The sequence below is a fragment of the Clostridium grantii DSM 8605 genome (assembly GCF_900129965.1).
Taxonomy (GTDB): Bacteria; Bacillota; Clostridia; order Clostridiales; family Clostridiaceae; genus Clostridium_AF; species Clostridium_AF grantii.
The window spans coordinates 173,230-195,132 of record NZ_FQXM01000005.1 but is presented as its reverse complement, the minus strand read 5'-3'; the positions used below and the strand labels follow the sequence as shown (position 1 = coordinate 195,132).

At 28.8% G+C, this 21,903-nt stretch carries 18 protein-coding genes; 2 read left to right on the top strand and 16 right to left on the bottom strand.

The window, feature by feature from the left end; genetic code table 11:
• Positions 1-51: 51 nt before the first annotated feature.
• The 16 genes from BUB83_RS05895 to BUB83_RS05820 form a co-directional block, all read right to left on the bottom strand.
• Positions 52-1,329, bottom strand: a complete 1,278-nt coding sequence (locus tag BUB83_RS05895; RefSeq protein WP_073337523.1) for an MFS transporter — start codon at positions 1,327-1,329, stop codon at positions 52-54.
• Positions 1,330-1,352: 23 nt separating this feature from the next.
• Positions 1,353-2,090 (bottom strand): IclR family transcriptional regulator domain-containing protein, encoded by a 738-nt coding sequence (locus tag BUB83_RS05890; protein ID WP_073337522.1) that lies wholly within the window; start codon positions 2,088-2,090, stop codon positions 1,353-1,355.
• Between the two features lie 171 nt (positions 2,091-2,261).
• A complete protein-coding gene (locus tag BUB83_RS05885; RefSeq protein ID WP_073337521.1) occupies positions 2,262-3,599 on the bottom strand; it encodes an MATE family efflux transporter in 1,338 nt (445 codons plus the stop codon).
• Between the two features lies 1 nt (position 3,600).
• On the bottom strand, positions 3,601-4,398 hold the full coding sequence (locus tag BUB83_RS05880) for a sugar phosphate isomerase/epimerase family protein (RefSeq protein WP_073337520.1): 798 nt from the start codon (positions 4,396-4,398) through the stop codon (positions 3,601-3,603).
• A 162-nt stretch (positions 4,399-4,560) separates the two neighbouring features.
• On the bottom strand, positions 4,561-5,397 hold the full coding sequence (locus BUB83_RS05875; RefSeq protein ID WP_073337519.1) for a carbohydrate ABC transporter permease: 837 nt from the start codon (positions 5,395-5,397) through the stop codon (positions 4,561-4,563).
• Positions 5,397-6,272: a carbohydrate ABC transporter permease gene (locus tag BUB83_RS05870; RefSeq protein ID WP_084133420.1), complete on the bottom strand. Its 876-nt coding sequence runs from the start codon at positions 6,270-6,272 to the stop codon at positions 5,397-5,399. Before BUB83_RS05870 ends, BUB83_RS05875 begins: the two co-directional genes overlap by 1 nt.
• A gap of 110 nt (positions 6,273-6,382) precedes the next feature.
• Positions 6,383-7,690: an ABC transporter substrate-binding protein gene (locus BUB83_RS05865; protein ID WP_073337518.1), complete on the bottom strand. Its 1,308-nt coding sequence runs from the start codon at positions 7,688-7,690 to the stop codon at positions 6,383-6,385.
• A 139-nt stretch (positions 7,691-7,829) separates the two neighbouring features.
• Complete coding sequence (locus BUB83_RS05860) at positions 7,830-9,431, bottom strand: response regulator (RefSeq protein ID WP_073337517.1); 1,602 nt, start codon at positions 9,429-9,431, stop codon at positions 7,830-7,832.
• The gene (locus BUB83_RS05855) at positions 9,409-11,205 is read right to left on the bottom strand and encodes a sensor histidine kinase (protein ID WP_073337516.1); all 1,797 of its coding nucleotides are present in this window, start codon (positions 11,203-11,205) and stop codon (positions 9,409-9,411) included. The genes BUB83_RS05860 and BUB83_RS05855 overlap by 23 nt, the downstream gene beginning before the upstream one ends.
• A 77-nt stretch (positions 11,206-11,282) precedes the next feature.
• Entirely contained in the window at positions 11,283-12,914 is a 1,632-nt protein-coding gene (locus BUB83_RS05850) for a glycoside hydrolase family 43 protein (RefSeq protein WP_073337515.1), read from the bottom strand.
• A 218-nt stretch (positions 12,915-13,132) separates the two neighbouring features.
• Positions 13,133-14,209: a Gfo/Idh/MocA family protein gene (locus tag BUB83_RS05845; RefSeq protein WP_073337514.1), complete on the bottom strand. Its 1,077-nt coding sequence runs from the start codon at positions 14,207-14,209 to the stop codon at positions 13,133-13,135.
• Positions 14,210-14,221: 12 nt separating this feature from the next.
• Complete coding sequence (locus BUB83_RS05840) at positions 14,222-14,956, bottom strand: ThuA domain-containing protein (protein WP_073337513.1); 735 nt, start codon at positions 14,954-14,956, stop codon at positions 14,222-14,224.
• Positions 14,957-15,039: 83 nt separating this feature from the next.
• Positions 15,040-15,900: an AraC family transcriptional regulator gene (locus tag BUB83_RS05835; RefSeq protein WP_073337512.1), complete on the bottom strand. Its 861-nt coding sequence runs from the start codon at positions 15,898-15,900 to the stop codon at positions 15,040-15,042.
• A gap of 4 nt (positions 15,901-15,904) precedes the next feature.
• Positions 15,905-17,161 (bottom strand): AraC family transcriptional regulator, encoded by a 1,257-nt coding sequence (locus BUB83_RS05830; RefSeq protein WP_084133419.1) that lies wholly within the window; start codon positions 17,159-17,161, stop codon positions 15,905-15,907.
• Positions 17,162-17,177: 16 nt separating this feature from the next.
• On the bottom strand, positions 17,178-18,956 hold the full coding sequence (locus BUB83_RS05825; RefSeq protein WP_073337511.1) for an ASKHA domain-containing protein: 1,779 nt from the start codon (positions 18,954-18,956) through the stop codon (positions 17,178-17,180).
• A complete protein-coding gene (locus BUB83_RS05820) occupies positions 18,947-19,594 on the bottom strand; it encodes a hypothetical protein (protein WP_073337510.1) in 648 nt (215 codons plus the stop codon). The genes BUB83_RS05825 and BUB83_RS05820 overlap by 10 nt, the downstream gene beginning before the upstream one ends.
• 203 nt (positions 19,595-19,797) lie before the next feature.
• Between BUB83_RS05820 and BUB83_RS05815 the strand changes: the two genes are divergently transcribed.
• The gene (locus BUB83_RS05815) at positions 19,798-21,153 is read left to right on the top strand and encodes a uroporphyrinogen decarboxylase family protein (RefSeq protein ID WP_073337509.1); all 1,356 of its coding nucleotides are present in this window, start codon (positions 19,798-19,800) and stop codon (positions 21,151-21,153) included.
• Between the two features lie 42 nt (positions 21,154-21,195).
• Positions 21,196-21,828: a corrinoid protein gene (locus BUB83_RS05810; RefSeq protein WP_073337508.1), complete on the top strand. Its 633-nt coding sequence runs from the start codon at positions 21,196-21,198 to the stop codon at positions 21,826-21,828.
• Positions 21,829-21,903: the final 75 nt, after the last annotated feature.

Sequence of the window (21,903 nt, the reverse complement as noted above, 5' to 3'; positions counted from 1 at the left end):
TCACTTCCATTTATGAGTAAAAAAGTGTACATGGAATTCATTATTTCCATATTATATCTGGCTTGTTTCTTGTTTTTTTCTAGTAAAAATCAATGTGCTCCCTAAAATTAATACACTAGTTATAAAAAACATTAATTGATATCCATTTAACTGCATTGAAAAAATATTTATTTTATTTGAACTAATTGATTTTACAATAATTCCGCTAAGATTGGGTCCTACAAAAGAAAAAATACTGATTATCATACCTTGTATGCTCCAATAAATCATTTTATTATCTTTATCACTAAACAATAATGTAATGTTAAAAAGAATTATATTGCTTCCAATCATGAATACTCCTCTTAAAATTGAGAATATTGGATATAAATAAAAAGTGTTGTTGCTACCAATAAAAATCAATATTATATAGGTAATTGCATATCCTATACCGGAAAATTTTAATGCCTTTGTCCATCCAGTTTTGTCAAAATACTTTCCCCATCTTTTGGCCAATAAAACTTTAAATAATGCTGTTATACTTCCTATAATTGAGAGATAATAATATTCTAATTTTATATATTTTAAAGAATAAATATTTATATATGGGTCTGTTAAAGAACAAGCAAATCTAAAAATCAAGCAAAATAGAATATAACTAAGATATCTTTTGTCTTTTAAGGGTATCAATACCATCTTTTTCAAACTTAAATTTTCTTTTTCAAGTAAATCTTCATTATATTCATCAATTCTCAGTAAGCTAGTGATTTCAAATACTGCAAAAATTAGCACTCCCATCATTATAATAAAATATCCATAAAGTTGAGAATCGTAATGATCTAGTAATTTTCCTATTATAACGGAAGAAATCATACTTATTAAATTTGTTAATAGGTTTCTATTTGAAAAATAACTACCCTGAATTTCCGTTGGAACAAAAAAAGAATTCCATTCAGTTAAAGCATTTGTAACTAACATTGTATTAGTATAAACTAAAAACATTGTCATAAAGAAAGCTAATATTTGATATTGCTTTGGTATAATTATTGGTATAAGTATTATGGAATAAAGCATTACATACTTTAAAGAAATTAAAACACAAATTATTTGCTTTCTTTTTTTTAATTTATTATATAACATAGGAGCAAATACCTGTGTTGAATTTACAATGGCAGGAATTGAAGCTAAAAAGCCTATCTGAGAATCTGAAAATCCTAAAAAAATCACAAAACTTGTAATAAATAATGATCCTACATTGAACACTTGAAGAGTAAAATAAGAACTAGCATAACTTTGCATAAAAAATCTACTTAATTTTTTAGATCTTTGCTTATAAGCAATTGAATACATTTTATCACACCCTTGAAAAAATTCTATTTTGTAATTTCACTTGCTTTTAGATTTAAGTAATCTATTAATAAATTAACTTTGTTATCATCTAACGCTTCACTTATAAAAGCCGCTACTAGCGAAGCAATTACTTTTTGATTATAATCATATACTGGAACTGCAATTCTTCTTATGCCTTTACATAATTTACCTAAATCATCTGAATAATTATTTTCTCTTGTAAAATTTAAATATTCCCACATAAGTTCATCACTTATAAGGTCATCATCAATTAATTCACTTTTAATTTTATGGATAAAAATCATCATCTGCTCTAAAGGCAAGCTAGCTGTATATACAAATCCCCAAGGCCGATTAATATATTGTTTACTTATAGTTCCCTTCCTTTGAAGTGAAGGACTATTATTATGGGACTTTTTATCTAATGCTATCACCACATTATTTTCAAATCCAATTAAAAGAGAAGTAACTTGAAATTTGTTAGTAATATCAGAAAGAGCTTCATTGGACTTTGAAAGCATATTATCCCACTTTGAATTGCCATCTTTTAAAGTTAATAGTTTATAGCCTAATACATATTTTCCATTGTTATTTTTTTTTATATAAAAAGTGTCTACTAAAACTTTAGTAATTCTACTCATAGTAGTAGAGTTTTTACCTGTTAGTTCACAAAGTTCATTAAAACCTAGTGCCCCATTTTGAGCTATTAATTCTAATACATTAAGTCCTATACTTAGTGCTGGTGCTGGGCTTTTATCCATTTTTATATCCTCCAATATGTTTCCCTTAATATACTTTCATATATGAAAGTATATTAACTTATATGAAACTTCTTTTTAATTATATAATATTAGGTAAAATTTATCAATAGTAGTATTGGCAAAAAAATAAGAAAGAGTAGGTTGTGTTAGCCTACTCTTTCTTATTTTTTACTATTCCATAACGCTTATTTTCTTCCATTTTTTAGATTTCCACCTGAAGAATAAGGTAACTCCTCTTACCCATTCATCTAATCCTGATGCAATCCATACTCCAACTAAACCTAAACAAAAATTTATGCCTAGAACATGACTTAATAAAACTCCTACTATCCACATGGAAATTATGCTAATTATAACTGGGTAGCCTACATCCCCTGTACCTCTTAAACAGCTCATTACTACATGGTTTATAGCCCTTCCAAATTCTAATATAATATCAATTAATAAAATCATTCTTCCCATTTCTATAATAGAAGAATTTTCTGTAAATATGCTCAGTATATTTCTAGAAAATAAATATATTATTATGGACATGATTAAATTTGAAATCATCGCTATCTTCAAACTTTCTAGTCCTCTTTGATAAATAAGATCATTTTTCCCTGCACCTTTCATATATCCAATGATAATTTGAGTTCCTTGGCCCACTGATAAACTTAATATATACACAAAAGATACAATGTTTTTAACAAATATTCCAGTATTAATAACATCTGCACCAAAGGTAGTTATTACTGCGGTTATGGCAATTTGCGAAAAACTATAAGAGATATATTCTCCAGCTGAGGGAGCTCCTACTTTAATTACCATCATAACAATTTTAGTAGAAAATTCGGATATAATTTTCAAATTAAATTTAAAATTAATTGCATTGTTCATTACATAAGCAATGACTATAAATCCCACAATATTACTTACTACAACTGATATAGCCACACCTGTGACACCATACACAGGTATTCCAAAAGGTTTATACAACGCAATATAATTTCCTGTTATATTAATAATATTCATTAATATTGCAACTTTCATAGGTAATTTTGTAAAACCATAACTTCTTAAAATTGCAGATGCCGTTACTATAGTTGCTTGTACAAAAGATGTACCTCCTACAATCCTTACATAAATTAAACCATACTCCATCATATCTGGAGGCAGTTTAATTAAATTTAATAATTGTTGTCCAAAAACTATAAATATCAGGCTGCAAATTAATCCAAATAACAAGTTCATTAATAAAGAAACTTGGGATACTTTTTTAGCCATACTTCTGTTTTCTGCACCTAAGTATTGAGTTATAAGTATGGCCGTTCCCATGGCCACCACATTGTATAACACTGCTAGCATTGCTATAATTTGATTTGAAACTCCCACTGCACCCACTGCTTTGTCTGAAAAATGACTTAGCATAAAAACATTCACATTACCCATAAGTAAAGTCAGAAATGTTTGTAAAAATATAGGCCATGTGATTGTTTTTAAATTATAGTTCTCATTATTTACTCCCATTTTAGCTTTTCTCAAAAGTTTTTTTTAACATAGCATAATCTGCTTTTATTATTTCTAAATAATTAGGATATTTTTTGTATTCACTTTCCAGTTGAATCCATCCATTAAAATCATTTTCCGCAAATACTTTAATAGCTTCTTTGAATCTGGTATCTCCCTGTCCAAGATATAATTCTATAGAACCATCTGGAAAACTATCCTTAGCATGAATTTCTCTTACATATTTGTGTAAATCTTCTGCAATTTTTACATTATCAAGAGCTGAAAATCTGTATGGATTTTGAGTATCATAGTAAATAAATAACTTATTTGAATTAACTTTCTCTAAGATAATCAAATTATCCTCTGTAGAAACTCCATTTTCTGTTCCTACAAAAATATCATATTTTTCACCAAGGTATGACGCATATTTTAAACATTCAATAGTTTGTTCAAGTTGTTGTGTATCTTCTATTTTACCATCAAAAAAACTTGGTATTTGGATAGTTTTTACTCCCATTTCTTTTGCAACTTTAAAACCTATATCAAATACTGCTTTTACATTTTCAAAATTTTCTTTATGGCTCATGCCGTAGTTTTTATCACACATTGTATTTAAAGCAAGGGTACAAATTTCAACATCATATTTTTCTGCTAGTTGAAGATACTTTGCTTGCAAATCTTTATCTTCTAATTTAAATCCATTATTGTTTTTCCCTAAGTCGATATCCACCCCTTGAAACCCTATGGATGATGCAAATTCAAATACATCCTCTTCTTTTATAGGTAGTACCCATGCACATATTCCAATTTTAACCATTGTCTTTCCTCCTAAGCTCTTACATATACACTTTTATTACTTTTAAAGACTCGCCAATTTGTTGTATTTTGTTTCAATTATACCAGATTTACACTTTCATTAAAGACTTCAATTATATATTGATGACCATTTCCTTTAAAAGGACAATGAAATACTTCTTTTTTATCCTTTTACCCCTCCAGCCATTAAACCACCAATAATATATTTTTGCAATATCAAATATAAAATAATAATTGGAATCATTGCTAGAGTGAATGAAGCAAAGGCTAAATTTAATTCAGAACTATATTGTCCAAAAAAGAAATATTGTGACAAAGGAATTGTTTTAGCAGAATCTGTTTGAGCAATTATTAAAGTTATAGGGAATTCATTCCATGCCGTTAAAGCATTTAATATTATAGAAGTGGCTACAATTGGTTTCAATAAAGGGAACACAATAATCCAAAAGGTTTGAAATTTATTACATCCATCAATTGTTGCAGCTTCTTCAATTTCTATAGGAACTGTTTTTATAAACCCAGTATAAATAAAAATATTATACCCTACTTGAAAACCAGCTATGGCAAGAATAAGACCTAAGTTTGTATTCATTAATCTAGCTTTATCTATAGTTTTATATAAAGGTAGCATTACTACTTGAAAGGGTATTAATATGGCTGCTAGAGAAATATAATACATAACTGAATATATCTTACCTTTTCCCCTTGCAATAACATATGCAGCCATAGAACATGTAAATGTAACTAATAACACAACTCCAATAGTAACAATCAAGCTATTTTTTGCTGCATTAAAGAAATTAGACATTTCAATGGCTTTTGTAAAGTTCTCAAAATGTAGTACTTTTGGCCATGCAAGTCCCGTAAATGCAATTTCACTTTTAGTTTTAAGGGAATACACTATTGAAATGTAAAAAGGTGATAAAAAAATCATTGCTAAAATTATTGCTACTATATGATACACTATTTTAAGGATTTTTTTCTGAGTTTTGATTTTCATTATACTTCCACCTCTCTTTTTCTAAAGAAAGCAGCTGCTGATCCTGCTAAAACAAATACTAAAATCATCATGTATATTGCTACCGTTTGACCGTATCCTACTTTATTGTAATTAAATGTATATTTGTAAACGTACAAAGCTAAAGTTTCCGAAGATTTACCTGGTCCCCCACCGGTAGCTGCCATTACATAGTCAAATACTTTAACTCCCCATCCAAGAAATAATGCAATATTAATGGTAAAAGCAGGTGTAAGCATTGGTAGTGTAATAAATTTGAATTTACTTAAAGCTGTTGCTCCATCCACTTTTGCGGCCTCATAAAACTCTTCTGGTATAGATTGTAATGCTGCAAGATAAATCACCATTACATATCCAGCATCTCTCCAAAGGGACATTCCAGCAATGGCTGGAATAACAGTTTTAGGATTACCTAAAAAACTTGGAATATTGAATATTGCACCTATTACATCTGAATACATGTAAGACCATAAGAATCCAACCAAAACGAAACTAATTACAAAAGGTATAAAAAATATTGTTCTATAAACTTTTGTTCCTTTAAAACTATTATTCAATAATAAAGCTAGCCCAAGCCCTATCAAGTTATTTACTACTACAGTTATTGCTGTATAGTAAAGTGAATTTTTAATTGGTAATAAAACAGTGGGGTCCTTAAAAAATTTCATGTAATTGTCAAAACCCACCATATTCATTTCTTTGGATGCCCCGTTCCAATCAGTAAACGAATATAAAAATCCTCTAATAAAAGGTTCCCCTACTATATAAAAAAATAAAATAAATGCTGGTGCCAAGAATCCTATTTTCCATAAACTATCTTTATATTTCTTCCACATTTTATTTAAATATTTCTTCAAAATATTATCCTCCTTACAAGAATATTGATTTTTGATAAAATAAAGGATTAGGAGAATGTCCTAACCCTTTCTTCTATTTTCCTTGTCTTTCTTTTATTCTTTTATAGTAATTATCTTATAGCATCAAATTCTGCATCTAAATCTTGTATAAATTTTACTGGATCCGTGTCTTTTACAGCTGGGAATAATTCTTGGTTTTCTTTAAAAGTAGCATCCATTTGCCCTGCAAAAGTTTCTGTATCCTCTTGTCCAACTGTATTTCCTGATTGAATGTAGCTTAAGAAATCTTTTGCTGCTAAAGAAGGATAATCTACTCCAACATCTTTAACATAAGATATTTGACCTGAAGTTTCTGTCCAAATTTTAGCCCCTTCTGGTGACATCATGAAGGCAAAGAATTCATTTGCTTCTTCTTTATGTTTAGAAGTTTCGCTAATCATAAATCCATCATCTGCAAAAGCATGAAGAAGTGGAGTATAATCTGCATCATTTGAAACTGGGAGTGCAAAGAATCCAAATTCAGTATCAGGACTTATTGATTGAAGAGAACCTAATGACCAAAAACCTTGTGTAATCATTCCTGCTTCTCCAGTTGCGACCATTTCAACTGCTCTAGAGTCTGGTGTACCAAATATATCATCGTTACCATGTTCTAAACGTTTTGACCATCTTTTAAGTGTATCTGCAATTGGGTAATCGCTGAATTTTTTATCTCCTCTAGCTATTGAACCAAAGAAATCTGGGTTATCATTAAGAATTTGGAATTGATCTGCTTGATATTCAAGTTGAGCGGTCCAAGCATCCTTATATCCACGAGCAATTGGAATAATGTTGTTATCTTCCATTACTTTGATACAATTAAAATACTCATCCTCTGTTTTAGGAACTTCTAAATCTAACTTATCAAATACATCTTTGTTGTACAAAACGCCAATAGCTGTAACATCAAGTGCTACCCCATAAACTTTACCGTCTATAGTCAATGATGGTAATGCAGCTGGTTCCATGTTATTCACATAATCTTCATTTGATAAATCCATAATTTGTCCTGCTTCAACTAGTTCTGGAAGACTCTTAGGGCGTCTGAATATAATATCAGGTGAATCCCCTGCAGATATTTTAGTTTTCAAAATTGAAGTGTATTGTCCATAATCTATTGATTGTATATCAAAGGTTACTTCTGGATGCTCTTTTGTAAAAGCTGTTGCTAATGCATCTAATCCATTTCTTTTTGGTTCTTCTCCCATATGATGAAATATAGTTAAAACAACCTTATCACTACTATCAGTACTATCAGTACTATCAGTACTAGCATTATTTTTATTTGCTGTAGAATTTACATTATTTCCTCCACCACAACCTGTCATCAATCCTACTGATAACATTGCACTTAGTACAAGCGTCATTACTTTTTTCATAATTACTCCCCCAATATTTAAGATTTAACTACTTTTGAAAGCGTTTACCTTCCATGCTTTTAGTATAAAATATTTAAGGATCATTTAATATACTATAAAATTTACAAAACATTATATATATTTACCTTTTCTAAATAAATCATAATTTTCTATTATTTTTACGAAAATCCATGGGTGTTATCCCCATGTTCTTTTTAAATACTTGATAAAAATATGCGTAATCTTTATATCCTACTAAAGAGGCTATCTCATTTAATCTTAATTTTGGGTCTTGTAGTAGTTGCTTTGCTGTATTGATTCTTTCTTCTAAAATTATATCTATAAAATTCTTACCCGTTTCTTTTTTAATTAACCTACTTAAATATGATGGGTTGATAGAAATAGAATCACTAACAGTTTCTAAAGAAATATTTTCACAATAATGCTTTTTAATAAAAGCCATTGCGCTAGTTATGATAGGTGAGTATTCTTCATGTTTCTCTTGCTGAGAAATTATTTTAATAAAATTAATAATATACTTTTTACTATCTTGTATGTTGTATAATTTATTTATATCATTTTGTATTTGTTCCACAGAAAAGTCATTATGTGTGTTTTGTTTTAAATATAATCTACCTATTGTAATACAGACTTCTGAAAGTATTGATTTTGCTAATGAAATGTTGCCTTTAGAATAAACTGATATTTCATCTATTAGTTTATTAATTTCTGTTTCAATTTCTTCATTATAAATATTCTGACGCTGAAGAAAGTTATAAAAATAATCCAAATCATGGATAATAGAAAATTTAATATTTCGATCATTTTTTTCTAAATCTTCCCTAAATGATATACTTTTATTTCTAATAAAAAATTGATTTTCTGCTACATTAAAAGCCTCTTGATAAGCTTTCCACATTTCTTTTGTATCACTATAAATTGAACTTACTCCAATATAAAAATTTACTTCAACCCAGTCAGAAATATAATTTAATATGGATTTACAGAACTTATTAATAGTTTTCTTTGCATCCTTTTGACTAATTTTATTTGTAAATAGAACTACAAAAACTATATTATTATTAATTATTGTTTGTTTAATTTCAAAATCATAATATCCTTGATTCTCTTCTATATATTTCAATATATATTTTTTATTAATTGCACTATCTTCTATTTTACTAAGAGATTTTATTACTATGGCTGCATGTTTACTTGAATTTTGAGGAATAACTTTTAAATCTTCTGATAAATCTGATATTTCATTGTTAGTTAAAATATTTTTTAAGATTTGACTTTGAACTAATTGTCTTGACTTTGCAAAATAGTTATTCAACATCTTTGTTTCATCTTGTTTTAACTTCTCTAATAAATTTAAATCCTTCTCTTCTTTTATTGCTAAAATTGCTTTTTTCACAATGCTTACTACTTCTTGATTACTTATAGGTTTTGCAATGTAATCAAAAACTCCAATTTGTAAAGCTTGTTTAACATATTGAAAATCTTTATAAGCAGATACCATAATTACCTTGATATTATTATTTTTTTTCTTTATTTCCTTAGCAAAAGTTAACCCGTCAACTCCTGGTAAATTTATATCAAGTAATAATATATCTACTTCATTATCCTTTAAATATTCTGTTATAGCTTTAACTTCTGGTGCTTGTAGACATACCTCACACTCAAAAGTATCCCAATCAATGCTTTCACTTAGTGATTTGCGTATTAAGGGTTCATCGTCAACTATAGCTACTTGGTACATCTATATCATTCCCTTCTAAATTACTATTAGTTATATAAGGTAAAGTTATTTCCACATGGGCTCCCATTAAAGTTTCTTTATCCACATATAAACCATATTTATCTCCATAAAGTATTTTCAATCGTTTATCTATACTTTTTAAACCCACATGAGTCCTTCTCCATTTGTTCAAAGTTATACTACCAGGAGAAATTTCACTTTCTTTATTGTAATCAAATCCAACTCCGTTATCTATAACAACTAAATATAAATCCTTTTCTTTTTCATAACATTTAATATTAATAATTCCTTTACCACTTCTTTTATCAATTCCATGGGTTACTGCATTTTCAACAATGGGCTGAAGTATAAACTTGGGAATTAGGGCTCCTAATAGCATTTCATCTATATCATAGTTAACTTCAAACTCATCATTTCTCATGATTTTTTTCAGCTCACAATAATTTTTAACATACTCAATTTCATCTTCTAAATATATAGTTGCTCTATCATCACTTATTGAACTTCCTATTAATTCCCCCAGTAAAATTGATACCTTGCTTATATCCTCATTACCATCAATTTTTGCCATACTATTAATTCCTTCTAATACATTGTAAATAAAGTGTGGATTCATTTTAGCTTGCAAAGCGCCATATTCGAATTCAATAGCTTTCCTTTGTATTTTTTCTTTCGATAATTGTTCCACATAAACTTCTTCTATTAAAGTATTAATTTCAGCTGACATTTTATTAAATTCGTCAGCAATTATTCCTATTTCATCTTTTGAATTAATATGAATTTTAGTATTAAAATTCCCTTTAGAAATTTCATTCATCTTGTTAATTAACAGGTTAATATTATTTGAAACTGAAGAACTTATTATAATTACCGTAAATAAAGCAAAAATAGAAACTACTATACATGCTATAATAATAACTTTCATAAGTTCATAGGAACTCTCTCTTATTACTTTGGTAGGGATTATATTCATTATTCTAAGTTGTCCACTAGGCATAGCATTGGTATTAAATATAAACTCTTTATTATCAACTATAATGCTTCTTTGCATAGTTCCCTTCAAGTTATAATTCATTGTAATCTTATCAAATATTTCTTTTACATTATCATTTTCACTAGTTAACAATTCATTATTTTCATCTAAAATAATAATGTCCCAATCACTACTGCTATCATTTTTTCTAAATTCATCTGTAAAAAATTTATGAGAAACTTCAAAAGCTATGTACCCTATAGTTTTCGTCGTATTAATATCTAAAATTGGTTTTATTATAGAGAAGGAATCTTCATTTATTCTTCTAAGCACCGTGTTTTTTTCTTTTTCATTCATTAAAATAGAGGTTAATACTTGTTCCCCGCTACCTCTATCTTTTCTATTTTGATAATACACATTTCCCACCAAATCTGTAATAGCTAATGATTCAATGTGCATGTTTGAAACTATAATATCTGAAATTATCTTTTTACCTTCTATAATTTCTATTTTATCACTATTGCTATCACTAATACTCTCCATTAATTTATTAAAACTTTTCTCGTTTTGTAATCCTTTTCCCATCATTCGATAAAATATATCATTGTTTAATTTTTCAATTCTCCCATCCAGATTATAACTCAGTTCTACTAAATATTTATCTGAATAAGCAAGTAGATCTGCCCTAAGTCCATTGGATGTAATTTTATAATTCACAACACTTATTACTGTTGCTGTAAATATAATTACCATACCAAAAATCAAAAGTAATTTTTCTCTTATCTTAAAATTTTTAAACATTCTACTTTAAGACCCCTCCTTTGAAAACCTTTCTCCAAAGCGAAAGGTTTTCATCACTTCCAATTGCAAATTATATTCTACTCCTGTTTTTTTAAACTAAAATATTCAAACTCTGCCCATTTTGATTTCTTATATAAATCTTGCACAGTTATACCTGCAAAAGCCCCAGTAAATCCATGAGCATATTCATCTGATAGAATGCTAGCATCTAGAATTGGTCCAATTTTTTGCCACTGATCTTTTTTAAGAGCATAATAAAATTGTAAATCACCATTCTTTATAATAGCTTTCATATAAACACCTTTACCCCCATCCATAATAGGAACCCTATGTTCTAAAAGTTCATCTTTATAACCATTGTCATTAATCATTATCCCTAAGCATTGTGATTTTAATGATTCACTATAATACAATCTTAAATAGTAAAAAGCGCTGTTATTATAGAAACATGTGAGTCCAGCCATTTCAAGAAAATTTTCAGGGTTGAAAAATACTAAAGTTTCAATTTCATTATTGAAATATTTTAATTTTTTAGCAATAAAACTTTGATCATACCTTGAAAATAAAGTATCTCTTCCTTTGATTCTTAACATACTTTCTTTTTCTAAGGACAACCAAGAAGAATTTTGTGGTTCTCTAAGAGTATAATAGTCAATTGTTAAATTTGGTTTATCAAAATCATCAAAATCCGGAATTTTATTAACTTCTACTTCTTCAAGATTAGGTTGTTGAACAAATCTTTTGGCTAAATTGTCATCACTGTCTAGCTCTAACCAATTATCCTTGGTCCAACGGCATTTTTGTATAGCTGTTTCACGCCCTAAAATGGATCTAATTTCTGGCAATATAGGTCTAGAGCATAAGTGAGTAACATATACTTCTCCATTTTGAGTTTCCACAATATTTCCGTGGCCTGCTCGTTGAAGATAACTTTCTGGATTAAATCTATGTATCTTCATAGATTCTTCTACTCCACGCTCATTGAAATCCTCTGGCTGTGAAGTAATGATAGGTTTTCTGTCAAAAGTTTTATAAGGTCCTTTGATGTTTTCCGCTCTTGAAACAACCACTCCATGGCCATATCCTGTCCCCCCTTCAGCCGTAACAAGATAATAGTAATTATTCCTTTTATATATTTGTGGTCCCTCCTGGCAGCCTCTATCTGTTCCTCCTTTAAAAATCCTAGTGGCTCCACCCATTAATATTTCATTAATAGGATCATATTCTTCAATAACTATGGCTCCTGGATGCTCATACCCTTTTCTAAAATCCCACTCCAAATTTACAATCCACTTCTTCCCATCATCGTCATGAAACAAAGCTGGGTCAAAACCACTACTATTTAAATATATTGGCATAGACCATTCTGCTGTAATATCATTTGTATACATAAGATAATTATTCACATCAAAATTATTATTTGTAGCTCCATTAATAACCGAAAAGCACATATAAAATCTTTCCTTCACTTTATCATAAGATAAAGCCGGTGCCCAAATTCCTAATGCAGAATCAATTCCTCTCAAGTCAATTTGTTCCTTTTTAGTAACAACATGAGTGAATAATTCCCAATTCTTTAAATCCTTAGATTTATAAATTGGAATACCTGGAAACCACTCAAAAGTTGAAGTTGCAATATAATAATCTTCCCCCACTCTAATTATAGATGGATCTGGATTGAACCCAGAAATAATAGGATTTTCTAACATTTTTCTACCTCCACAAGTTTAAGCATAATTGTTGCCTATTATATATATTATACAAAAATTTGTACTCAAAAAATATGTATCTTTTGCATATTTCATTTAATAAATTTAACTATTTAATATATCAAAAAATAAATCAGTCCACAACACTAAAGTGAAGTGGACAAGGTACTCTTAGTTGACAGTATATATAACCTTCACATAGCTGTCCACTTATTTAATTATCTTTTCATCATTTCAGGTTTTAAGCAAGTGCTTTCAATTTTGATATATTCTTCTTTATCCGATGCTTCATGAAATGCATGCATTATATCTAAAACATGGTATGCTAAATCACCATTTGCTTTATGATTTGTGTTATTGATAATAGCTTCTGCCATATCTGCTATTCCAAGGCCTCTACTATTTTCTGCATATCCATGGGATAATGGCATTTCTACAAATTCATTATTATTATTTGTTCTAATTTTTACAGGACCACCAAAAGTGTTTGGATCTGGAACGGATAAACTTCCTTTTGTACCATATATTTCGATTCTAGGTAATTCTGCTCCCCATACATCAAAACTTGTTATTAATGTTCCTATAGCTCCATTTTTAAATCTAAGTAATCCATTAATATGAGTTGGAACTTCCACATCTATAATTTGTCCACATTTCTTTTCACTTGTAATTGTTCTTGTTTCAAAACTTTTCTTTGTATATCCTGCGACTGTGTCCACTGGACCAAGTAAAGAAATTAAGGCTGTTAAATAATATGGTCCCATATCGAACATAGGGCCTCCGCCAACTTTATAATAAAATTCTGGGTCTGGATGCCAGCTTTCATGACCATGACAAGTTAAAAAAGCTGTAGCTGCTATAGGCTCTCCAATCCATCCATCTTCTATTAATTTAGCACAAGTTTGTATGCCACCCCCTAGAAAAGTATCAGGTGCACATCCTATTTTCAATCCTTTTTCATTGGCTAAATCCACTAAAAACTTACCATCTTCTTTTGTTAAAGATAAAGGTTTTTCCACATAAACATGTTTTCCTGCTTTAAGAATTTGTTCGCAAACAATTCTATGTGATTGAGGAGTTGTAATATTTAGAACTATGTTTATATCATCATTAGCTAATAATTCTTCTACTGTACATGCTTTTATATCGTACTCTTTGGCTTTTGCCTCTGCTTTTTCCATATCTAAATCTGAACAAGCAATTAATTTTATTGATGGAAACTTGCTTTTACAATTTTTTAAATATATATCACTGATATTTCCACATCCGATAATTCCTAAACCTAATTTTTCCATATTATTCCCTCCTTAAAATTCTTCTTTATAAATGCTGGGTGCATCTTTACTAAATACTTCAAGATTAATCTCTTTATCTTTATATTTTTCTTTACCTTCTGCTGCCCATACAAAACCTTTTCTTATTAAATCAGTTACTTCAGGCATTTTTACTATAGCTTCACTATGTCCTAAAGAAGTATAATAGACTCTACCAAATCCCCATCTTTTTGTCCAAACTACAGGCATATCCACTGCTTTATTAAAAACGTGGAATCCATTTGCTACTGGAAATCTTGTGGTAGCTAGTACTTCTACAGCTGGGTCCACATGTAAATAGTATTGCTCACTTTTAACCATAAAATCATTCATACCTTCTGTAAGAGGGCTTGAACTATTTTTAAACTCTACTTTATACTCAACACCATCATTCCCTGGATGGGCAACCCAATTGCCCCCAGTCATAAATTGCCATTCAACACTATTTCTAAAAGCATCACACATACCCCCATGACACCCCGCTAAACCTACTCCACTTGCCACAGCTGTTGTTATGTTTTTTAATTGCTCTTGTTCTATAGTTGACATTGTCCAAACTGGTACAATTAAATCTAATGAATAAAGAAATGCTAAATCATTTAATAAATCTAAATTATCTTCAATAATAACTTCAAAGCCTTCTTCTTTTAAAACCTTTTCAAAGTGTTTTGCAACTAAATCTGGTTGATGACCGTCCCATCCACCATAAGTAACTAATGCTTTTTTCATAATCAAGCCTCCATTAATTTAATTTTTCTTATATATTAAATAATAAAGGATTAAAGACTTATTTTCTCGCCAACTCTTGCTAACTACTTCTCAAAAATTGTTCTTTTGTATTCTGTAGGATTACATCCTATATAATCTTTGAAAACTCTATTGAAGGTTTTTATACTATTAAATCCACTTTCATAAGCAACGTTTACAATTGTTTTGTCTTCTTCTAAAAGAAACTCCCTTGCTTTATTTAATCTATAATAAATCAAATACTTTTTAAAACCAACTCCAGTATATTCTTTAAATACTCTTGTGAAATAAAAAGTACTATAATTAACTTCATTCGCTATTTGATTTAAAGTAATTTCATTCATAAAATTTCTGTGGATATAATCATTGACCTTTGTAAGAAGCTCTGTCTTCTTTTGAATCTTTTTAATTTCTTCTACAGTGTAATTTTCTTTTGGCAAGGTTCTTAATAATATAGTAACAAACTCATATAACCTAGCCATAATTATATATTTATACCCAATTTCCTTATTATTAAATTCTTCAACTAAGGTTCTAATTTGGGATTCAAGTCTTTTGTGTATATGAGGATTCTCTTCCGATTTAATCAAATGGTTATTCTGTAATATAGGTAACAAATTCTTAAAACTATCGTAATCTTTATTTAGTTCTTCTAAAATAGAATAATTAAAAAGAATCATATCTATTCTGTTTTCACAATAAAGTTCTTGATAACTATGAATTTTATTTGAGCCAATAATCAAAATATCTCCTTTTTTTAGTAGATATTCTTCTTGGTTTAAAGTTATTATAATGCTGCCCTCATTTACATGAACAATTTCCATTTCACTATGCCAGTGTTTTGGAAAATTGCCTTTAAAATTAGAGTTACTTACTCTTACTTGAAAATTGCCTTTTTTTAATGGCTTTTCTAAATATGGTTCCATTTTATTAGTTACTCCTATACTGTTTTGGTGTTCTTCCTGTTATTTTCTTAAATACTTTAGTGAAATAACTTTGACTTTCATATCCCACTAAATTAGATATTTCTAAAAGGGAATACTCTGTTTCTTTTAAAAACTTTTTAGCTTCACTTATTCTCACTTTATTTAAATAATCTGAAAAGCCTTCTCCTATATGTGATTTAAACAATGTTGAAAAATATGAAGAATTTAAGTGAACATAGTTAGCCATATCATCTAGCGATAGGTTTTCCATGTAATGATTATTTATATAATTTAATGAAGTTTTCATTATCTCCGAATTATTTGCATTGGAAAGATTAAATACATTTTCAGTAAATCTATCTAAAATATTTAATGTCCAATAAGAAAGCTCCTCTATACTATCAAGTTTACTTAATTTGCTTATAAACTTATAATTTATACCAAAAATAGTATCAAGGGATGCTCCCCCTTGTACTGCTGCTCTTGATAAAACTGAGAATAACTCAAGAATTCTTGTTTTTATTATTTCTTTATTTCCTCCGGAAGAAAAAAATACATGGCCTAATAACTCGTTTAGGATTTTTTTTGCTCCAACTTCATCCCCTAATTTTACTTTTGTAACTAAATCCTTTTCTTTTTGATAAGGATATACTTCAGTAGTATTTTCAGTTTTTATTGAATGAATAGTTTCACCAATTTTGGCTTGCTGATGTAGTAAAATATTCTTTTCTCTTAACTTAAATTTTTCCTCATCTAGTAAGTTAGCACAAAGAATAAACAACAATTTACTAAGATATGTGGTTCTTTCTGGGGAAACTATTGTAGTTTTCTTGATAAGTTCCTGTAGATTACTTTTTTCGCTTATAGGAATATCATATTTATAAATAATATCATCTACAATTAAATCATCATATTCACTTAAGAGTATGGGTCCAGCTATCAAAGCTCCTTTAAATTCACCTTCATAAACAATTGGTGCTGAAAAATGAGTAAGTAATGCTGGACAATTAAAAATATAACTTTCTCCCCAATTAATTGAATTAATACTATTATCTAAATGGATTTTATTGCACAAATATTTATTGTCTACTAAGTTGTTAAAAACTCCACAAAATTTACAATTTTCCTTTGAAGTAGCAATTTTAATTCCTTTGTCATTAATGGCAAAAACGGGTATATTAGTTGAGTAGTAAAAAGTATCTAAAGTTTCTTTTATTATGTTTATGTTTAAATCACCATTAGTATCAAATAAACCTTCCACGCAAAAACCTCCAATATTAAAAATACATATTATCTATAAATTTATTGTTAAAATCTTGATTTAAGGATAGTTCAATATAATCTGTTTTTCTTATAATATTTTCTAACTCATTTGATGCGTCTTTATTTAACAAAAATTTTATTGCTCCGTCTAAAGAAGAATTCCCAATAGGCACTATCTTTTCTTTTAATTCTTTTGGCAATAAACCAATATTTATTGCTTGCTCAAAATGAAGTTTAGTTCCAAATCCTCCAGATAAATATATTTTATCAATATCTTCATAGCTACATTGATAAGATTGTATTAAAACTTCGATTCCAGCAAGTATAGCAGCTTTAGCTAATTGCACTTCCCGGATATCCTTTTGAGTAAATCCAATATTAGTTTTATCTTCTTTATTTGTTATAAAATACTCTTTATCTTCATTCAAATATTCTTCATTTAAATATCCTGTTTCATCTATTATTTTGTTATCTAATAGCTCACTTACAATATCCACTACCCCTGTACCACAGATTCCCAGTGGTGGTTCATTAGCTATTGTTTTTACTAAAACTTTGTTTCCTTCTATTTTTATAGCTTCAATAGCTCCTTTTACTCCTCCAACACCATATTTTATTTTTGCTCCTTCAAAAGCTGGTCCTGCTGCAGTGGAAGCCGACATAAGTTTATCTTTGTTACCTATAACCATTTCTCCATTAGTTCCTATATCTAAAAGAATTGATATAAAATCTTTGTGCCCCATATCAGTTGTATATATACCTGATGTTATATCTCCACCTACATAAGCCGATACTGAAGGAAGTAGGAAAATCTTTGCTTTTAAATTATGTGTTTTAAAAACTTCTGCGTAACTTAAATCTATAATTTGGTTAGTAATCATGGTAAATGGAGCCAAACTTATAGAGAATGAATCTAAACCCAAAAGTAATTGAATCATTGTGGTATTTCCTGCAATGGTTATACAATCCAATAATAATTTGTCTATATTTGACATACTTAACAATTTATTTATTGATTCCTCTAAAGCACTACTTATTAACTTGCTCATTTCTTTTAAGTTTTTCTCGTCTTCAGAAGCATATTGTATTCTAGTTATAACATCATATCCATATTTTTGTTGTGGATTAATTGATGAGTAATTATTTATAATATTTCCTGTTTTCATATCAATTAAAGAAATTGCAAGAGTAGTGGTTCCTATGTCTATTGCTATTCCGTATGAATCTATTGGTTTTGTGGAAACATCAATAACCTTTGCTTCCATAGTTTTTATATAAATTTTATCAATTATTGTAATATCATCTTTTAATAAAAAAGCCAATTTTTCTAAAGAATCTAAAGAATAGTTTAATTGTAGTTGAAGAGTTTTATTAATATAAGAAGTTATATTATTAATTTCTTCTAATATTTCTTCATTAATTTTAACTTCATATATGTTTACTCTTAAATTATCTTTTGATATCTTTTGAATTTTATTAGTAGTTATTATTTCATAATTACAAGAAAAATTCTTTTCTACTTCTATAATAACACATTCTTCTGGGTAACATGTACAAGCTAATCTATATCCCTTAATTAATTCATCTTCCGAGAAATATATTTTATCCTGAGAACTAGGTATAACCTGTCCCTGTAAAATTCTAATTTTACATTTACCACAACTTCCTTTTCCCCCACAAGGACTTTCTAGTTTGAAATTATTATTTGTAAGGTTTTTTAATAAGCTTTCGCCTGGATTTAATTGAATAATTGTCTCATTATCTTCTAATATGATTTTTGCTTCTAGTGACATATTTTTTCCTCCCTAAACTTGCAATCTGTATTTTTACAAAGTGCACAATTGTGATCTTTCTCTGATTTTATATTGTCCCCTTGAGCATAAATAAATGCCAATGATTTTACTGGATAGATCATATATGATTCTGTATAACCTATATTTATATCTAGTTTCTCTTTTTCAATTAAATTGTCAATAATAAATTTATTATATTCCATAGGATATTGATCATCCCCTGGAGAAATTTTTTTGCTTACTCCTTGGTTATTATTTTCTGCTAATTCTTTTATATGCTGTGCCAGTTTATTGCTGTATTGAAAAAGTATATCATCACAAATTGAATCTAACAGCATACCTTCAAAGTAACTATCCTCTTCAAAGTATTCTTGAATTTTATCTAAGACCTTTGTCCCAAGAGTAACAAAGCATAAACATAGTTTGTTATAGCACTTTGGTATATGAAACTCAATTTCTTTTGCAATCTCTACATTTGTATAAATCATAGATAAATCTAAAAATTCATTAAGATTATCCTTTAAACTTTCAAATACTTCAGTTGCATATTCATATACTGGGCTATCTTCAAAGCAATCTATTGAGTTAAATACAATGTTTTTTCTTGGCTCACAAGTATAATTTTTAACAATAGGCATACAAAATTCTCCTTTAAATTTGTTCTTTTTTTATAATTTTATCACGATTTTTGGAATTATAATAGAAAAAAAGAAACATCAAAAAATAGTACAAAAATACAAAATTTATTTCAATAGTGATTTTTTTAGATGTGATATAGTTTAAACATAAACAAGTAAACTATTACAAATAATATATAATAAATATACACTGGAGGTAAATAATGAATAGTAAAGAAAGAGTTTTAAAATCTTTAAGTTTTGAAACTGTAGATAGAACACCTTGGGTCCCTTATGCCGGAGTTCAAACTGCAAACTTAATTGATATGAATGCAGAAACATATTTAAAAAGTGCTGATAATATTGTAAATGGTGTATTAGCCGCTTATGAATTATATAAACCTGATGGTCTGCCAATAGCTTTTGACCTTCAAATTGAGCCTGAAGCCTTAGGTTGTGAACTTCGATGGTCTGAAAATAATCCACCTGCTGTAATGGGTCATATATTAGAAGAAAAATCAGTTAAAGACTTGAAGTTTCCTACTGAAAATGATGGAAGATATCCTATAGTATTAGAAGCTGCAAGAAGAATTTCCGAAAAACTTGGTGATGAAATTGCTCTTTATGCTTTGATTTGTGGTCCTTTTACTTTAGCTTCTCACTTAATGGGAACAAACTTATTTATGGATATGATATTAGATCCAGATAAAGTTAAAGAAGTAATGGACTTTACTACACAAGTTGCAAAAGATTTTTCAAAAATGTATTCTACCACTGGAGTTCACATTATTGCTACAGTAGATCCTATGGTAACACAAATTTCTCCAGATCATTTTGAAGAATTTGTTTTCCCTTATTTAAAAGATTTAAATACTTATATTAAAGATTTAGGTTTAAAAGTAACAACTTTCTGTTGTGGAGATGCAACTAAATGTCTTGAATTAATGTGCCAAACTGAACCAGATGGTCTTGCTTTTGATGAAAATGTTAGTTTATCTTTTGCTAGAGAATTAGCAGATAAATATAAAATATGTATAGGTGGAAATCTTCCTTTAACTACAAAAATGTTATTTGGTTCTCCTATGGAAAATGTTGCTGAAGCTAAATCACAAATCGAAATAGCTGGTGGAAAACCAGGATATATTTTATCTCCTGGATGTGATATGCCTTTTGATACTCCGGTAGAAAATATTGTAGCCATTTCTCAATTTGTAAGAGGTGAATTTACTTCCTTAGATGTGTTTAAATCAGATAGACAATATGAAGATGAAAAAGATGTGCAAGTATTTGAAGATATAATTGTAGAAAGTGGTAAAGCTTTTATTGAAATAATTACATTGGATTCAGAAGGATGTGCTCCTTGCCAATATATGCTAGAATCTGTTAAAAGAATTTTACCTAAGTATGGTGACAAAGTTCAATATAGAGAATCTTTGATTAAATCAAAAGCTGGAATTGCAAGAGTTATGAAACTAGGAGTTTCAAATTTACCAGCAATGCTTATCAACAACGATTTGGTTTTCGATAACTTAATACCAAGCGAAACAGAATTAATGAAAGAAATAGATAAAAGACTTTAATTAAAAAACTATATGAATTTAAATAAAAAGGAGTGTATTAAAATGAGTTTATACGAAGAAATGTCTTTAATGTTACAAAAAGGTAATGCAAAAAAGGTTCAAGAATTGGTTGAAGAAGCTATATCTAATAATGAAAAAGCAGATACTATCTTAAACGAAGGATTATTATCTGGTATGAGTATAATTGGAGAAAAATTCAAGAAAAACGAAATTTATGTTCCTGAAGTATTAATTGCTGCAAGAGCCATGAATTCTGGCCTTAAAGTTTTAGAACCTTTACTGGCTTCTCAAGGAGTTAAACCATTAGGAAAATTTGTTATTGGAACAGTTAAAGGGGATTTACACGATATCGGTAAAAACTTAGTTGCAATGATGGTAAAAGGTGCAGGCTTTGAAGTTATAGATGTTGGTGTAGATGTATCTCCCGAAAAATTTGTTGATGCTGCTATAGAAAGCGGCGCTGATATAATAGCAATGTCTGCATTACTCACTACTACAATGGGTAGAATGAAAGATGTTATTGAAGAGTTAAATAAAAGAGGAGTTAGAGATAACTTCAAGGTAATGGTAGGAGGAGCTCCTATAACAACTAATTTTGCAAAAGAAATAGGCGCAGATTATTATACTCCAGATGCTGCTTCAGCTGCAGAGGTTGCAAAATCTTTAGTTAGCTAAATAATAATTTTCCCCACTATCCCAAAACAATTATAAAAAGTTTAGAAGCAATCCATAAGTTGGTTTGCTTCTATT

Bases quoted from the DNA above. Each gene is read 5' to 3' on its own strand.
- BUB83_RS05810 (WP_073337508.1), top strand. From the start codon at position 21,196: ATGAGTTTATACGAAGAAATGTCTTTAATGTTACAAAAAGGTAATGCA.
- BUB83_RS05895 (WP_073337523.1), bottom strand. From the start codon at position 1,329: ATGTATTCAATTGCTTATAAGCAAAGATCTAAAAAATTAAGTAGATTT.
- BUB83_RS05850 (WP_073337515.1), bottom strand. From the start codon at position 12,914: ATGTTAGAAAATCCTATTATTTCTGGGTTCAATCCAGATCCATCTATA.
- BUB83_RS05845 (WP_073337514.1), bottom strand. From the start codon at position 14,209: ATGGAAAAATTAGGTTTAGGAATTATCGGATGTGGAAATATCAGTGAT.
- BUB83_RS05875 (WP_073337519.1), bottom strand. From the start codon at position 5,397: ATGAAAATCAAAACTCAGAAAAAAATCCTTAAAATAGTGTATCATATA.
- BUB83_RS05890 (WP_073337522.1), bottom strand. From the start codon at position 2,090: ATGGATAAAAGCCCAGCACCAGCACTAAGTATAGGACTTAATGTATTA.
- BUB83_RS05825 (WP_073337511.1), bottom strand. From the start codon at position 18,956: ATGTCACTAGAAGCAAAAATCATATTAGAAGATAATGAGACAATTATT.
- BUB83_RS05820 (WP_073337510.1), bottom strand. From the start codon at position 19,594: ATGCCTATTGTTAAAAATTATACTTGTGAGCCAAGAAAAAACATTGTA.
- BUB83_RS05855 (WP_073337516.1), bottom strand. From the start codon at position 11,205: ATGTTTAAAAATTTTAAGATAAGAGAAAAATTACTTTTGATTTTTGGT.
- BUB83_RS05815 (WP_073337509.1), top strand. From the start codon at position 19,798: ATGAATAGTAAAGAAAGAGTTTTAAAATCTTTAAGTTTTGAAACTGTA.
- BUB83_RS05835 (WP_073337512.1), bottom strand. From the start codon at position 15,900: ATGGAACCATATTTAGAAAAGCCATTAAAAAAAGGCAATTTTCAAGTA.
- BUB83_RS05840 (WP_073337513.1), bottom strand. From the start codon at position 14,956: ATGAAAAAAGCATTAGTTACTTATGGTGGATGGGACGGTCATCAACCA.
- BUB83_RS05880 (WP_073337520.1), bottom strand. From the start codon at position 4,398: ATGGTTAAAATTGGAATATGTGCATGGGTACTACCTATAAAAGAAGAG.
- BUB83_RS05885 (WP_073337521.1), bottom strand. From the start codon at position 3,599: ATGGGAGTAAATAATGAGAACTATAATTTAAAAACAATCACATGGCCT.
- BUB83_RS05860 (WP_073337517.1), bottom strand. From the start codon at position 9,431: ATGTACCAAGTAGCTATAGTTGACGATGAACCCTTAATACGCAAATCA.
- BUB83_RS05865 (WP_073337518.1), bottom strand. From the start codon at position 7,690: ATGAAAAAAGTAATGACGCTTGTACTAAGTGCAATGTTATCAGTAGGA.